This window comes from Planosporangium thailandense, assembly GCF_011947195.1.
Taxonomy (GTDB): Bacteria; Actinomycetota; Actinomycetes; order Mycobacteriales; family Micromonosporaceae; genus Planosporangium; species Planosporangium thailandense.
In genome coordinates this window covers 1-15,802 of the sequence record NZ_JAATVY010000047.1, presented here as the reverse complement: position 1 = coordinate 15,802, position 15,802 = coordinate 1, and the positions used below count along the sequence as shown (strand labels likewise).

12 protein-coding genes are annotated in these 15,802 nt (G+C 69.5%); 3 read left to right on the top strand and 9 right to left on the bottom strand.

The annotated features are described in order from the left end of the window. Window positions 1-5: 5 nt before the first annotated feature. Together HC031_RS31225 and HC031_RS31220 are read right to left on the bottom strand one after the other, a co-directional pair. The gene (locus tag HC031_RS31225) at window positions 6-668 is read right to left on the bottom strand and encodes a response regulator (RefSeq protein WP_167929056.1); all 663 of its coding nucleotides are present in this window, start codon (window positions 666-668) and stop codon (window positions 6-8) included. After that, window positions 659-1,963 (bottom strand): sensor histidine kinase, encoded by a 1,305-nt coding sequence (locus tag HC031_RS31220; protein WP_338090925.1) that lies wholly within the window; start codon window positions 1,961-1,963, stop codon window positions 659-661. The genes HC031_RS31225 and HC031_RS31220 overlap by 10 nt, the downstream gene beginning before the upstream one ends. A gap of 132 nt (window positions 1,964-2,095) precedes the next feature. Between HC031_RS31220 and HC031_RS31215 the strand changes: the two genes are divergently transcribed. Then, window positions 2,096-2,935: a CPBP family intramembrane glutamic endopeptidase gene (locus HC031_RS31215; RefSeq protein WP_167929054.1), complete on the top strand. Its 840-nt coding sequence runs from the start codon at window positions 2,096-2,098 to the stop codon at window positions 2,933-2,935. Between the two features lie 28 nt (window positions 2,936-2,963). Here HC031_RS31215 and HC031_RS31210 read toward each other — a convergent pair whose 3' ends face one another. The 7 genes from HC031_RS31210 to HC031_RS31180 all read right to left on the bottom strand — a co-directional run bounded on the left by HC031_RS31210 (window position 2,964) and on the right by HC031_RS31180 (window position 13,659). Next, complete coding sequence (locus HC031_RS31210) at window positions 2,964-4,673, bottom strand: glycoside hydrolase family 13 protein (RefSeq protein ID WP_167929053.1); 1,710 nt, start codon at window positions 4,671-4,673, stop codon at window positions 2,964-2,966. Window positions 4,674-4,705: 32 nt separating this feature from the next. Next, complete coding sequence (locus HC031_RS31205) at window positions 4,706-5,596, bottom strand: carbohydrate ABC transporter permease (RefSeq protein WP_167929052.1); 891 nt, start codon at window positions 5,594-5,596, stop codon at window positions 4,706-4,708. A gap of 13 nt (window positions 5,597-5,609) precedes the next feature. Beyond that, window positions 5,610-6,551, bottom strand: a complete 942-nt coding sequence (locus HC031_RS31200; protein ID WP_167929051.1) for a carbohydrate ABC transporter permease — start codon at window positions 6,549-6,551, stop codon at window positions 5,610-5,612. Window positions 6,552-6,563: 12 nt separating this feature from the next. After that, window positions 6,564-7,952 (bottom strand): ABC transporter substrate-binding protein, encoded by a 1,389-nt coding sequence (locus HC031_RS31195; RefSeq protein ID WP_167929050.1) that lies wholly within the window; start codon window positions 7,950-7,952, stop codon window positions 6,564-6,566. 360 nt (window positions 7,953-8,312) lie between these two features. Further along, entirely contained in the window at window positions 8,313-9,380 is a 1,068-nt protein-coding gene (locus HC031_RS31190) for a substrate-binding domain-containing protein (protein WP_167929049.1), read from the bottom strand. 130 nt (window positions 9,381-9,510) lie between these two features. Then, entirely contained in the window at window positions 9,511-12,762 is a 3,252-nt protein-coding gene (locus HC031_RS31185; RefSeq protein WP_240943263.1) for a discoidin domain-containing protein, read from the bottom strand. A 678-nt stretch (window positions 12,763-13,440) separates the two neighbouring features. Continuing rightward, window positions 13,441-13,659 (bottom strand): hypothetical protein, encoded by a 219-nt coding sequence (locus tag HC031_RS31180; protein WP_167929048.1) that lies wholly within the window; start codon window positions 13,657-13,659, stop codon window positions 13,441-13,443. Window positions 13,660-14,069: 410 nt separating this feature from the next. Between HC031_RS31180 and HC031_RS31175 the strand changes: the two genes are divergently transcribed. Together HC031_RS31175 and HC031_RS31170 are read left to right on the top strand one after the other, a co-directional pair. Further along, window positions 14,070-15,053, top strand: a complete 984-nt coding sequence (locus tag HC031_RS31175; protein ID WP_167929047.1) for a FadR/GntR family transcriptional regulator — start codon at window positions 14,070-14,072, stop codon at window positions 15,051-15,053. Then, complete coding sequence (locus HC031_RS31170) at window positions 15,054-15,731, top strand: gluconokinase (protein ID WP_167929046.1); 678 nt, start codon at window positions 15,054-15,056, stop codon at window positions 15,729-15,731. The last annotated feature ends 71 nt before the right edge of the window (window positions 15,732-15,802 follow it).

Genomic DNA, 15,802 nt, shown 5'->3' with positions numbered 1-15,802 from the left:
GTGGGTCACCCGTCCGGGGCGTCCTGACCGCCACGCAGATAGGTGAGCACGGCCAGGACCCGGCGGTTGACGTCGTCGGTCGGGGGCAGGTCGAGCTTGGCGAGGATGTTTCCCACATGCTTGCCGACGGCGGCGTCCGACACGTTGAGCCGCCGGGCAATCGCCATGTTGGAGTGCCCTTCCGCGATGAGGGCGAGCACATCGCGTTCCCGGGGCGACAGCCGGGCGAGCGGGTCGACGCGGCGGCGCACCAGCTGCCGCACCACCTGCGGGTCGACGACGGTCCCGCCGGCAACGACCTGCCGCAGCGCCTCGGCGAACGCGGCGACGTCGACCACCCGGTCTTTGAGCAGGTAGCCGACGTGCCGCCCGTTGCCGGAGTCGAGCAGTTCGGCGGCGTACCGCTGCTGTACATACTGGCTGAGCGCCACCACCGGCAGCTCCGGCCGCTCGGCACGCAGCCGCACGGCGGCGCGCAGCCCTTCGTCACTGAATCGGGGCGGCATACGGATATCGGTTATCACCAGGTCGGGGTCGTGTTCGGCGACGGCCGCCACGAGCGCGTCGCCGTCCCCGACCGCTGCCACGACCTCGAAGCCGAACCGGGCCAGCAGCCCGATCAGGCCCTCCCGTAACAGGACCCCGTCCTCGGCGAGAACTACCCGCATGGCAGCTCCAGCCGCAGCACGGTCGGCCCGGCCGCCGGGCTGGACAGCAGCATCCGACCGCCGCCGGCCGCAACCCGATCGGCGAGTCCGGTGAGGCCGGTGCCGCGCGACGGATCCGCACCGCCACGTCCGTTGTCGCTGACCTCCACCGTCAGCGTGTCACGCTGCTGCCGGACGACGACCGCGACCTGGGTGGCGCCACTGTGCTTGGCGGCGTTGGTGAGGGCTTCGGCGACCATGAAGTACGCGGCGACCTCGGCGGGCGCCGCTGGACGTGCCGGTAGGTCAGCGTCGACGGTGACCGGTACGGGTGAGCGATCGGCCAGCTCCTGCAGCGCCGTCGGCAGCCCGACATCACCGAGGACCTGCGGGTAGATGCCGTGAATCAGCTCGCGAAGCTCGTCCATGAGCTGCTTGGCCTGTTCGTGCGCGGTGGCGATGGTGACCGCGGCCGCCGAGTCGGGCGGCACGTCGAGCCGGGCCAGTCCGAGCTGCAGGCTGAGGCTGACCAGCCGCTGCTGTGCGCCGTCATGCAGGTCGCGTTCGATCCGACGGCGCTCGGCCGCGAAGGTGTCGACCAGCCGCGCCCGGGACCGGGTCACCTCAACCAGTTCGGCCCGGAGCCGGCCGTCGGTGTGCCCGTCCAGCAACGCCCTGGCCAGGGCGGCGTGGGCGCCGGCAACGAAGGTCACCAGGTACGGCACGGCCGGCACCAACACCACGCCCACCACGGCCCACCAGCGGGCAGCCACCGGATCGCCGACGCTCACCAGGCCGAGTTGCACCGGTTCGCCGCCACCGCCCACCAGCCACGGACCGGCGATCAGCACCGCGATCATCAGCAGGGTCGCCGCGAGCAGCCCGAGCATGGCCGGGACCAGGGTGACGAGCAGCAACGCGTACGCCAGCGCGCGCCAGGTCGCCTCTTCCGGGTAGCGCACGCGCAGCCACGACAGTGGACCGGGCCGCCGGTGCCCGGACCCGGCGGCCCGGTCGTCGACCATCCTGAGCCGGGCGCGCTCCAGCACGCCGAGCGGTACGGCAACGACCGGACCGAGCCCGCCGACGAACACCGCGCCGAGAACGACCAGCAGGGCGACGGTACCGATCGACGGTCGGTCCTGGTCGTGCCGTGCCATGAGGTACAACCAGGGCAGCCCGAGCACGGCGAACAACGGGCCGGCCACGGCGATGACCGGCAGAGTGGTCAGCAGGTAGGCGGCCGATCGCCACGGCCAGCGGCTGCGCAGCAACCCGCGCCGCCGCAGCGCCTGCAAGGGTGTCTGGACATTCACGGTCATGACGCTATCCGCGGCGGCCTTCGCCCGACATCCGGCTGCGACTACCGCTGAGGTAGGGCCAGACATACCCCGGGAACGCATCCAGCCGTAGTGACCGACGGACGGTGCGCCCGGTCTGCTGTCGGCATGTCACACCGACGCGGAGTCATCGCCTTCCTCCTGATCACCTTCTTGAGCAGTTGGCCGTGGTGGTTCATCGAACACCTCGGGTTCGGCTGGTCGCTGGTCAATCCGCTGGCGCAGCTGCCGACCGCCTTCTCCCCCGCGGTCGCCGCAATCGTGGTACGCCGATGGATAACCCGCGAGGGGTTCAAGGACGCCGGGCTGGCGCTCCGGTTGCGGGCGACCTGGCGCTGGTACCTGGCGGCCTGGCTCGGTCCGATCGCCATCACCGTGGCCACGTTGGCCGTCGCCGCGGCACTGGGCCTGTGGCAGGTCGACCTGGCACCGCTGGGCAGCCTTCCCGTCGCGCTGCCGATTGTCACGCTGATCCTCACGCCCGCCTACTGGGGCGAGGAGTTCGGCTGGACCGGATACCTGCGCTCACACCTCTACCGGGACCGGCCCCTCACCGCCGCCGTGGTGGTCGGTCTCCTGTGGGCCGTGTGGCACTATCCGCTGGCGTTCCTGGGGTACATCGAGTTCCGACACCCGCTGCCCGGGCTCGTGGTGTGGACCGGTTCGTTCGTACTGCAACAGGTGGCCCTCACCTGGCTGTACCTGCGCAGCGGCACCGTGTGGGTCGCCGCGCTGGCGCACTCCGGCAACAACATGGTCATCGGGTTCGTCACCGGCCTGCTGCTCATCGACCACGGCCGGCTCGACGATGTGACGACCATGCTGCTCACCGCCGTACCACTCGGCGGAGCGTGCATTGCCATCGTCCGTAGGGGCAGACGTTCCCGCCGCCCCGCCGATGTGGCCTGGCAGGCGACCACATGCGGGTCCGGTTGCCGCGCGCGGTGAGCGCAGCCGGCACCGGGCGGTACGCGCGCTACGGCAGCCGCAGCCAGACGGTGGTGTCGCTCGGCAACCGGTCACCGTCGAGCTCCCCGCTCGCCAGCAGGACCGCCCGGTGCCGTGGAAGCCGCAGTACCTCGTCGGACAGGTTCACCACACAGGCGAAGGCGTCGCCGCAGGCGAACGCCAGTGCCTCCGGCGAGGAGTCGAGCCAGCGCAGCTCGCCGTCGCCGGGGCCGGGAAGCTGCCGGCGCAGCCGCAGCGCGGCCCGGTACAGCTCCAGCATCGAGCCGGACGCGCCGTCCTGGCGCTGCGCGGTGAGATCGCGCCAGGCGTCCGGCTGCGGCAGCCAGGGCCGGCCGGTGGCGCCGTCCGGGCTGAACCCGAACGGCGGGTTGCTCCCCGACCACGGCAGCGGTACCCGGCACCCGTCGCGCCCGCGGTCGGCGCCTCCGGTACGCCGGAAGATGGGGTCCTGGCGCAGCTCGTCGGGGACGTCTTCGACCTCCCACAGGCCCAGCTCCTCGCCCTGGTAGAGGTAGACCGACCCGGGCAGGGCGAGGCTGAGCAGCGCGGCGGCGCGGGCGCGGCGGGTACCGAGCGTCAGGTCGCTTGGGCTGCCGTGGCGCAACCGCCGGGTGACGTGGTCGAACGTCGTGTCCGCCCGGCCGTACCGGGTGACCGTGCGGGTCACGTCGTGGTTGGCCAGTACCCAGGTCGCGGGCGCGTCGACGGGCGCGTGCGTGGCCAGCGTCGCGTCGATGCACCGCCGGAGCGCCTCGCCGTCCCAGGCGCAGCCGAGGAAGTCGAAGTTGAACGCGGTGTGCAGCTCGCCCGGGCTCAGGTACCGGGCGAACCGCGCCGGATCGGGCAGCCAGACCTCTCCGATCAGGGCGCGCTGCCGCGGGTAGCTGTCGGCGACCGCCCGCCACGACCGGTAGATGTCGTGCACCTCGTCCCGGTCGGAGTAGGGGTGCGGCGACGGGGGCGCCGCGGGGTCGAAGTCGGCCAACTGAGGATCTTTGGCCAGGACGGACGCCGAGTCGATGCGCACCCCGTCCACCCCGCGGTCGAACCAGAACCGCAGGATGTCCTCGAACTCCTCGCGTACCTTCGGGTTGGCCCAGTTGACGTCCGGCTGTTCGGGCGCGAACAGGTGCAGGTACCACTGGCCTACGCCGCGTCTGGGCCGCGCGGCTTCGCGTTGCGGCCCGGACGGGGCGTCCGCTACCCGGGTCCACGCCGGGCCGCCGAAGATGGACTGCCAGTTGTTCGGTGGCAGCTCCCCGTCCGGGCCGCGTCCGTCGCGGAACCAGAACAGCTCCCGGGCCGCCGACCCGGGGCCGGCCGCGACCGCCTCCCGGAACCAGGGATGCTGGTCGGAGCAGTGGTTGGGCACCATGTCCACGATGACGCGCAGGTCGAGCGCGTGCGCCCGGGCGATCAGCTCCTCGGCCCCGGCGAGGGTGCCGAAAGCGGGGTCGATGTCGCGGTAGTCGGTGACGTCGTAGCCGGCGTCGGCCATCGGCGATGGGTACCACGGGCTGAACCAGACCGCGTCCACCCCCAACGCGCTCAGGTACGGCAGTCGGGCGGCGATCCCGGCCAGGTCGCCCACGCCGTCGCCGTCACCGTCGGCGAAGCTGCGCGGGTACACCTGGTAGATCGCGGCGGTGCGCCACCACTCGTCGGTCACGTCTCTCCTATCGTCTCCCGGGAGATCTTGGACAGTTGGGAGGGCCATAGGCCCCGCAAGTGTCCAAGATCGGGAGGATGTCAACCCTTGAGGCCACCAGCGGTGAGGCCCGCCATGATGTTCCGCTGGAAGATCAGGAACAGGATGATCGTCGGGACCGAGGCGATCGTGAGCCCAGCGATGATCTCGTTCTGGGACACGTTCAGTGCCAGCGAGTTGATGCCGATGTTGACCGGCTGCCTGGTCGGGTCCGGCTCGACCAGGAACGGCCAGAGAAAGTCCTTCCAGACGTTCACGACCGCGAAGATGGACACGACACCGAGGATCGGCCGGGACATCGGCAGGACGACCAGCCGCAACGCCTGCGCGGGCGTGGCGCCGTCGACAGCCGCGGCGGCGAGCAGGTCCGCCGGGATCGAGTCGAAGAACCGTTTGAGCAGAAAGATGTTGAACGCATTGGCGACGGTCGGCAGCCAGATCGCCCACGGCGTGTTTATCAGGCCGATGTGGACGATGGGCAGGTCGACGACGGTCAGGTACTGCGGCACGATCAGAACGGCCGCGGGAATCATCAGGGTCGCCAGCATCAGGCCGAGGATCGCCCTGCCGAACACCGGGCGCAGGTGGGACAGCGCGTACGCCGCGGCCACGTCGAACACCAGCTGGAACAGCAGCGCGCCGAACGCGTAGTACACGCTGTTGAGCAGCAGCCGGGTCATGTCGAGGTGTCGCCAGGCGGCGACGTACGTCCCGGGCTCGGGGTGTCGCGGGAACAGCGTCGGCGGGTTCTGGATGATCTCCTGCGTCGATTTGAGGCCGCCGGTGACCATCCAGTAGAGCGGACCGAGGAACACCAGGGTGAACACGCACACCACGACGGTGAAGACCGTCCAGTACACCGCACGCCCTCGCGGACGGTTGAGCTGGGCCGGGGAGATGAGGGTACGGGTCGCCGGTTCGGACGCGGGCATCGCTGGCCTCCTTCTAACCGCCCTCGCGGGACAACCGCACGTAGAGCGCGGAGAACCCGGTGAGCACGAGCAGCATGACGACGCTGAGGGCGGCGGCGCCGCCGTAGTTGTTGAAGTTGAACGCGTAGTTGTAGATGAGGTACACGACGGTGGTCGTCGAGCCCTTCGGCCCGTCGCCGCCGGTGAGCAGGAACGTCTCGGTGAACACCTGCATGGTGGCGACGATCTGCAGCAGCAGCATGAGCGACAGGATCAGCCGGGTCTGCGGGATGGTCACGTGCCAGACGCGTCGCAGCAGTCGCGCGCCGTCCAGTTCGGCCGCCTCGTACAGCTCACCCGGGATGTTCTGCAGCGAGGCGAGGTAGATGAGCACGGCGCTGCCCATGTTCATCCAGGTCGCCGCGATCACCACCGAGGGCATCGCGGTGGCCGCCGAGTTGAGCCACTGCGACGTCGGCAGGTGCAGGACGCGGAGAACGGCGTTGAACAGCCCGGAGTCCGGGTTGAAGAAGTACTTGAACAGCAGCACCGACGCGACCGGCGGGAGCATCACCGGCAGGTAGACCAGGATGCGCAGGTATGCCCGGGCGTGGCGGATCTCGTTGAGTACGATCGCGACCCCGAACGGCAGCGCGAACCCGAACACCAGCGCCAGCAGGGTGAACTCGACCGTGTTGCGCCACGCCTGCCAGAACGCCGGGTCGTGGGACACCTGGATGAAGTTGTGCCAGCCGACCCAGGTAGTGCGCCCGCGGCGGGTGCGCTGGAAGGTCATGACGAACTCGCGCACCATCGGGTACCACGAGAACAGTGCAAAGCAGACGACCGCGCCGAGGAGGAATCCGTGCGCGGTCAGGTTGTCCCGGATTCGCCGCCCGCCCCGGCCGCGCGTGCGGGGCCCGGTCGACGGGGTGCGCGGCTCCGCGGTACGGGGCGAAACGGTGAGGGCCGCCATCGGGTTCTCCTGTCACGAGTTGGCGAGCACCTGGTTGACCTGTGACTCCGCTGTCTTCAGCAGGTGATCGATATTGGAGTTCCGGTCGGTGAGCACCGCGGACACGGCAGTGTCGAGCACCTTGTAGATCTCCTGCGCGTGCGGCGGCTCCACCCGGCCGGGTACCTGGGTGCCCACGTACTCCTTGTAGTTGGCCAGCGGGATGGTGGCGCTCGCCGCCTTGTTCCGGCTGTCCTGCTCCGCACTGGCGCCGGTGAAGAGGAACGGCTCGGGCAGCCCGACCGGCAGCCCGTCCGCCTTCTTCCGGGCCCAGTCGAACTGGCCCTTTCCCGGCGTCAGGAGCTCGAAGTTGAGCCAGGCGATGCCGGCCTTGATCTGGTCCGGGGTGAGGCCCTTCTTGAAGAGGTAGCCGTCGCCGCCGAGCAGCGTGCCCTTGCCACCGGGCATGGGACCCATGCCGTAGTCGGCGTAGTTGCCCTTCAACGTCTCGACCATGTAGGTGATGTCGTCGGGCGCTCCGACGTACATGCCTTCCTTGCCGGTCACCATGTTGGTCATCAGATCCGGCCATTTGAAGCCCTGGGTCGCGCCCGTCGTCTGGTCGACCCATCGCATGGTGTAGAGGTTCTGCAGGACCTGCTTGCCGGTCGCGTCGTTGAACGCGGCCCTCGTGCCGCCGGCGGACACCATCGTGCCGCCGAGCCCGTACAGCTCCGCGGTGAAGTGCCATCCGCCGGTGTTCGCGGCGCTGTACTCGCCGTAGCCGTTGATCCCGTTGCCGAGCGCCGAGATCTTCCGGGCGTCCGCCGCGACCTCGTCCCACGTGGTCGGCGGTTTGTCGGGGTCGAGGCCGGCCTGCTGGAAGAGCTTGCGGTTGTAGATCAGGCCCATCTTGTAGTTGTTGCGCGGCAGGCCGCGCAGCGCGCCGCCGTCGGAGAACGTGTGCAGCACCGACGGGTCGATGTCGTGCCACGCCGGTACCGTCTCCGGGGTCACGTACTTGGTGATGTCGGTGACCTGGCCGGCGTCGAGGGCGGTGCCCAGATCGGTGAAGTACGAGTAGAAGAGGTCCGGCTCGGTGCCCGCCTTGAGCTGCGCGGCATATGCGGCCGGCTGCTCGCAGGGGGACGCGTCCCTGCTCTTGATCGTGACATTCGGGTAGATCTTGTTGAACGCCGCGATGTCGTCTGTCCACTCCTTGCGCTGCACCGGCTTCGTCGTCGGCGGCTCACAGTCGATGGTGATGGTGACCTTGGCGTTCCTGTCGAGCGGCGCGGACCCGTCCGCGCCGCTGCCGCCGTCACTGCCGCTCTTGTCGCCGGAGCAGGCGGCTGCGCCCGACAGTCCGATGACCGCTACCGTTGCCGCCGCGGCCAACCTGCGGAGATCAGTTCTTTGCATCGACGAACCCTCCCCTGAGCGGATGCTCAGCAACGATCAACGAATGCTGGTGCATTGCCACGGGCGGTCGCGGTAGGACCTGACGTCGCCCGACGGGATCTCATTCGGTGCGTGGTGCCGGCGAACCAGGTCGCCGCGTCGAAGGTGGGTTTCACGGTACCGATGCTTGATAGAAGAACGCAAGATCTAACCAAGGCGTCGCAAAGATGCGACAACAAGCCGTCATCCGTGGACGTTGACCGTGCTGCTACCGCGAGCTGAAGAGCCAGCAGGCGTTCACGAAGCGGCTGGCGCCGAGCTGAACCTGTTCGAGCGCTCCGGGTGCGACCAGTGGCCGATCGGCAGGTCGGACACCGACGTTCAGGCCGTCTCCCCGACCTCCGCCACAGCGGCGCGACGGCGGGCCGGGCGGCGCACCGGCTGCGCCCGGCCGGCCCCGGCGCGGACCGGCGCCGTGGAGGCCCGTACCACCAGCTCGGGCTCGAACAGCATCTCCTCGCCCGCCACCGGGTTGCCGGCGATCTGACTGGTCAGCAACGTGACCGCGGCGTGGCCCATCGCCTCGATCGGCTGCCGGACCGTCGACAGCGGCGGATCGGTGCAGGCCATGAACACCGAGTCGTCGTAACCGATGACGGAGACGTCGCCGGGCACCTCGAGGCCCAGCCGGCGCACCGCGCGCAGCGCGCCCAGCGCGAGGATGTCGCTGGCGCAGATGATGGCCGTGATGCCCCGTTTGACCAGCTGGGTGGCGGCGGCCCGGCCGCCCTCCATCGAGAACATCGCGTGCTGCACCAGATCCACGCCGTCCCCCACCGCCTCGGTGAAGGCGGCCAGCTTGCGCCGGGACGGCACGTGGTCCTCGGGGCCCAGCACCAGGCCGATCCGCTCGTGGCCCAGCGAGGTCAGGTAGCTGTACGCCTGCTCGACCGCGTGCCTGTCGTCGGTCGCCACGCAGGCGAAGCCGAGATCGTCGATGGCGGCGTTGACCAGGACCACCGGCAGGCCACGCTCGCGCAACCGCAGGTAGTGGTCGTGCGGCGCGCGGGCCTGGGCGAACAGCCCGCCGCAGAAGATGAGGCCGGACACGTGCCGGTCCAGCAGCATGTCCACATAGTCGGCTTCGGACACCCCGTCGATGGTCCGGGTGCACAGCACCGGTGTGAACCCCCGCTTGGCCAGCGCACCGGCGACCACCTCGGCGAAGGCCGGGAAGATGGGGTTCTGCAGCTCCGGCAGCACCAGCCCGACCAGGCGCGCGTGCTCGCCGCGCAGCTTGGAGGGGCGCTCGTAGCCGAGCACGTCGAGCGCGGTGAGCACGGCGGTCCGCGTCGCGTCCGAGATGCCGGGCTTGCCGTTGAGCACCCGGCTCACGGTGGCCTCGCTCACCCCGACGTACTTCGCAACCTCAGTGAGTCGGCGCGTCACGCGTGCAAGCGTAGTACACGTCAATGCAAATTTTGCAGGCTCTTGACGGCGGCGATCGGTTCCCGACCCGGGAGGGCGGCCACGCGGCGCGCCGTCGCCCTCCCGGTGGGTACCTCTCCCCCGCTACCGGTCAGCCGCTCCAGACCTCGAAGCTGGCGCACTGACCGGCGGGCCAACCGGTGTTGCCGGTGAAGGCAGCCCGGAAGTACCGCTGGGTCGTCGCAGGGAACGTGATGGTCACTGTGTTGTGCGTGGCGGGGCCGAACGTGTACGTGGCCGAGGCCTTGACGGTCGTCCAGGCGCTGCCATCGGTGCTGGCCAGCAATGCCAGGGTCTGGTCGCGGGCCTCCCAGGAGGCCGGCAACTGAAGCACCACTTTGCCGGCGCTCCGGGCCGAGCCGAGGTCGACCTGCACCCACTGCGGGAACGCGTTGTTCGTACTCTCCCAGTACGTGTTCTGGTCGCCGTCGGTGACGTTGCCGGACACGTAGTCCTGGGTGTGCCCGGACTCGCCGGTGGGCCTGCCCGCCGCAAGGTTGACGCTGGTCCCGCCACCGCCGCCACCGCTCGGGTACACCTCGAACTCCGCCACCTGGCCGGCCGGCCAGCCGGTGTTCGCCGTGAAGGTGAGCCGCACGTACCGGGCGTTCGTCGCAGGCACCGTGATCGACGCGGTGTTGCCGGTCGACGGGTCGAACGGATAACCGGCCGATGGCACGGCCGCGCCGAAGGTCGACCCGTCGGTGCTGGTCGACACGGACAGGGTCTGGGTCCGGGCGCCCCACGCGGTGGACGGCGGGAGCTTGAGCGTGATCCGGCCGATCTGGTAGGAGGCCCCCAGATCCACCTGGAGCCACTGCGGGAAGGCGTTGTTGGCGCTCTCCCAGTACGTGTTGGCGTCACCGTCGGTGGCCAGCGCCGGGGACTGCGCCCCGTTCACCTGGCTGCTTGCGGTGACCGCGCGACCGGACGCGAGGTCGGTGTCGGCGCCGATGCCGGCGCCGGACAGGCTGATCGTCGACGGGTTGTTGGTGGCGTTGCTGGCGATGGTCACCGCACCGGTACGGGTACCCGACGCCTTGGGGGTGAACGTGACCGTCACGGTGCAGGATCCGCCGACGGCGACGGTGGCGCAGTTGTTGGTCTGGCTGAAGTCGCCGCTCGTCGTCACGCCGGAGACGGTCGCCGCCGTGGTCCCGGTGTTGGACACGGTCACCCTCTGGGCAGCCGCGGACTGGTCCACGACGGTACCCGGGAACGTGAGGCTCGACGGGTTCGTGTCGAGGATCGGTCCTGGCTCGACACCGCTACCGGAGAGCGCGACCGCGTTCGTGGCGCCCGCGGCGATGACGGTGAGGTTGCCGGTCCGCGAACCGGTGGCGGTCGGCCTGAACGTGGCGCTGACGGTGCACGACGCCCCGGCGGCGATACTGCTTCCACAGTCGTTGGTCTGGCCGAAGTCACCGGTCGCGGCGATCGAGCCGACGGAAGCCGCGGCGCTGCCGGTGTTGGCGACGGTGACGGCCTGCGCGGCGCTGGTCGCGCCGGTGGCGACGGCGCCGAAGTCGAGCGCGGTCGGACTGACCGAGATGCCGGAAGTGGGGTCGGGCAGGTACGGCGGGAACGCCGGGTTGGCGATGTTCTGGCAGGCACTTGGCCCGGTGACGCCGGAGTTGCCGCCGCCGTCGGTCAGCGTGAAGCCGACGCCGCAGTTGTAGACCGGTGCGGGGGCCTGGGTGCCGGTGGCGGTGCTGTTGGAGATGGTCGCCGAGCCACCGACCTGCTCCTGGACGACGTACGTGCCGGTGTTCCGGATCGCGGCATTGTTGATCTTCACGTTGGTGATGCTGGAGCCCGAGACGAACTGGATCGCCTCGAACGGGCTCTGCTGGATGACGATGTTGTCGACGTTCGTCAGGCCGCCCATCGCGGCGTCCCGGGCGTCGAACCACAGCGCGCCGACGCCGAAGTTCCAGTTGGGGTCGAGGCTGCCGTCCCGGATGAGGGTGTTGCGCAGCACGTCGGTACGGCCCAGCGGGGTCGAGTTGAAGCGTTGGGCGACGTGGATCCCGCCGCCCTGCGTCAGCCCCGCGTCGATCACCCGGTTGTCCGCGACGGTGTTGTCGTGGCCGCCGTAGACGGCAATGCCGTTGGCGAGGATCGGGTACTGCACGGTGTTGTGGTTGAACGAGTCGTTCCCGTCGGCCACCTGTTCGGACCAGGTCGCCAGGCCGTCGTCTCCGAGGTTGCGCAGGTCGCTGTTGGTGACCTTGGAGTTCGTCACGCCCTTGTGGAAGTTGATGCCGTCGGCGGTGACGTCGCGGATGCGCATGCCGTCGAACACGAGCCGGTCCATCGGCCCGTCCATCCAGGCGCCGACCTTGTCGTGCTCGATCCACAGCCGGCTGACCGTGGAGTTGCTCATCGCACCGCCGACGCCGTTGACCTGCGCGCCGTCGTTGCGCTCCTGCACGTCACCGAAGATCGCGAAGTCGGCGAGGCGCACGTTGGTACTCGGGTTGGGCGCGTCGTTGCCGTAGAAGCCGGGCGCGGCGCCGGTGACCGTCGAGCGCCACATGCCGGCACCCCGGATCGTCACGTTGTTCACCGCGATGTGACCCGGAATCCGGAACGTACCCTCGGGGATCCAGACCGTGCCACCGGCGCCGGCGGCCTGGATCGCGGCGTTGAACGCCGCGGTCGAGTCGGCGGCTCCGGTCGGGTCGGCGCCCTTGCTGACCACCGAGATCGATCCCACCGGCTGCGGCAGCGCCGCGGACACGTTCTCGAAGTCGGCGAAGTCGATGGTGTACGACCCCGCGGTGTCCTCGGCGTCGACCTGCAACCGGAACGTGGTCCCCGCCGGGTACGTCGTGGCGAACAGCCGGTGCGCCTCGTCGTAGAAGTGGTGCGGGTTGCTGCCGGGCGAGTTGGTGAACGGGTAGCTGCCGTAGTACCAGCTGTACGCGTTGGTCAGCGTGACGTCGGGCTGCTTGGCCCCGCCGATGTACAGCGACAGCGGTGCCGTGTAGACCGAGCCGTTGGACGTGTCGGGGATGCTGTAGCGGAAGACGATGGAGTTCGTCGCGACCGGCGTGGTGAACTCGACGTACTTGCCGGTGCCCTGCAGTGTCACGGCCTTGCGGTAGGACGCCTCGGCCGGCAGGGTGCCATAGGCGGCGCTCGGGCCGATGACCGTGCCGTTCGTGGCCGAGTCCTCGGCCTGCACCTCGACGTAGGGCAGCGACGCGCCGGCACCGCCGGTCGCGGCCGCCGCCGGATTGGCGGCCGCGACGGTGACGCCGGCGGCGATCAGGACGCCGCAGCCGGCCATGACGCTGATGCGGGTGCCTCGTCTGGCAGATCTGATGAACCGGAACATCGCGTGCTCACTTCCGTAGAGCCGACGGGGTATCGGCCGCGTGCCCCGCGTGCGGACGCTCACGCCGTGGGTCCGGGGCGCGGGCGGCGAAGGTGCGGTGGTACGGCGTGACGGAGACCCGGTGGGCCGCCGAGTTCCCCGGGGTGCGGAGAGGACCCGACAGCCGGGACCGGTGGGGCGTGCGGGTACCAGGACCGTAACTCTCTTGACACTTCCTTGCAATATTTAAATCTATCGTTGTCCACTTCCTTATCGCCTGCTGTAAGTACAGGACGATGAGCAGCGGCGCCGTCCCGGCTCGACGCGGAGCCGTCCCGGCTTCCCGCGTGGCGGCGGATCTGCGGGGCGGCAGGCCGGGCTCGCCAACGGCATAGCCATCTACGGCGGCACACGGCAACACCGTGTCGGGCCGCCTCGTCGCGTCAACCGACCCGGGAGGGCAGCGGACTACGCGCCGGGTCCCGTTTCGGCTTCGAGGACATCCACATGGGGGCGTCACCGGTCTCCGGCTCGCCGCGTGGAAGATGAAGAACACGATCACCTGCGACGACCGGCCGCCGGTCGTGGCGCCGCCGCCGTCCCCTGGTGACGACCGGCCGACCGCGACCTCGCCATCCGTGGCGCGCCGGCAGTCGACGCGCCACGGATGCCGGGTCGATCATCCGGTGTCCCGCCGCCTCACGCCGCTGGTGGTCGAGGGGCGTCCTCCGACAGGAGCCAACGAAACAGGATGGCGGCCACCCCACCCATGGCGGTGGTCGCCAACAACGCCGGCAACAGTCCTAAGTGGTCAAATACGGTCTGGAACACTCCGAGCATGAAGACGGAAAGGAACGCGTGAGCGACTGATGCGCGGGACTGCGGCCCCATCGGGGTCAGGTGCATGAGCGGGTTCATGGCGTTCTCCCGGTTGGAGTGGCGGCGCCACGTTCCACCGCCGACATCGGCCTGTGATGAATGGAAGCTGCGGGAGAGGCTGAGGTGGCTCAGGGACTGCCGGTACAGGCCTCAGCCTGGCACTCGACAGGGGTCCACGGGGGGTCAGCCAGGTTCGACCGTGAATCTCTGTCCATTTTGTTTGGACTCTTGCGCTCTATCGGCCATGGCGCACGGTCAGGGTAGTGCAGCCTGACGAGGGTGCGCAATGAACCTCGAGCGTCGCCCGGCATGAAGTTTCTGCAGTTCAAGACGCTGCGAGTCCCAGAATGCCGCTGAAAGACGACTTTAACGGGCTGCTGCGTCTGCAGTTAGCGCCAATTTGACGCCGCTATGAGTGACTTTTGCGGCCCGAGGATTAGATTCACGCCATGGCCAACGTGGATGAAGGTCCTGACGAGTTGACAGAGGCCGGCCAGTCGGCGGGCCCCGCGCGTGCTGCCGCCGTGGCGCTCCTGGGATCCCGGATCGTGTCCGGACAGCGGGGATACCGGCCCGGTGACGTCCTGCGCCTGGACGCGGTGATGCAGGAGATCAATGGCAGCCGAGCCCTGGCCCGGGAAGTGCTGCAGGTGCTCGGCCACAAGGGACTGGTCACCCTCAAGGCCCGGGTGGGGGCGACGGTCCAGTCGGTGGAGCGGTGGGACGTCTTCGATTCGGACGTGATCCTGTGGCGGCTGGAGATCGCACCGCGGTTCCAGATGCGTTCACTGACCGAACTGCGGGAAGCCGTCGAACCGCGGGCCGCGTTCCTCGCCGCCCAGCGCGCCTCGGCAGAGGTGTGTCGCGACCTGGTCAGCCTCGCGTTGGAGCTCAAGGCCCTCGGTATGAACGAAGAGTTCGAAGACACCGCGGAGAGGGGCGAACGATGCCGCGCGAAGTACCGCAGGGTCGACGCCGAGTTCCATCAGGCCCTCCTGAAAGGATCTCAGAACGAGATGTTCAGCGCGCTCACCGACCAGGTGACGAAAGCGCTGGAGTTCAGGATCGTGAAGGAGTGGGAGGGCGCGCCGAGGCTCTACCCCGACCAGCCCGAGCACGACGGCGACAATGTACGGCGGGCGTTCGATGCCGTACCGGGCGCGAGACGGCCGTTTCCCAACCGGCCGGAAGAGGCGGCGCTGTGGTTTCACTACGGGCTCGCGTACGCCGTCGAACAGGGGCTACCGCACGCGGCGGAGGCGTTCTCGCGCGCGATCCTCGCGGAGTTCCAGGACGGGCACCTGTCCAATCCTGACCTCCTGCACGCGCTGGAGCGCGCCATCCGCGCACTCGACCTGAACGGACTGCGGGCGACGGACGCGGAACCCTTCGTGGAAGCGATCACGGCCATCACCCGGCGAGGCAGGACGTAGATGGCACACCCCACGGTTCCGATCGTCGTCATGGGCGTCGCGGGCTGCGGTAAGACCACCGTCGGCAAGCTGCTGGCCGAACGGCTCGGCGTCCCCTACGCCGAAGCCGACGCGTTCCACCCGCCCGCGAATCGGGAGAAGATGGCCCGCGGGACACCGCTCACCGACGACGACCGGCGACCCTGGCTGGCCGCCATCGGCGCCCGGATCGCCACCGGCACGGAGCACGGACTCGTGGTGTCCTGCTCGGCGCTCAAGCGTCGTTACCGCGACGTCCTACGCCAGGCCGACTCCCGGACCTGGTTCCTGCACCTGGTGATCGACCAGGCGTCAGCCGCCCGACGGGTGGCCGGACGCGTCGACCACTTCATGCCCGCGTCACTGGTCACGTCCCAGTTCGAAGCCCTCGAACCACTTGAGGCCGAAGCGGGCCTCACGGTGGACGCGACCCGGCCGCCAGCGGAGATCGTCACGGCGGTCCTCGACAACCTGCCCGCACCGGCACCGGCGTCCCCGAACGCCCGCACCGCCCGGTCGCCCAGGGCCGTCGACGTATCCGTCCGGGGCGAGCAGTACGGCCGCCGCACCGCGACGAACCGCCCCTCGTCGACGGCCGTGCGGCGGAACGCACCATCCACGCAATCATCCGGCGTACCACAACAGGAGGGCACACCGTGAAGATCGACAGCGCGGAGGTCATCGTCTGCAGCCCCGACCGCAACTTCGTCACGCTCAAAATCACCACCGAT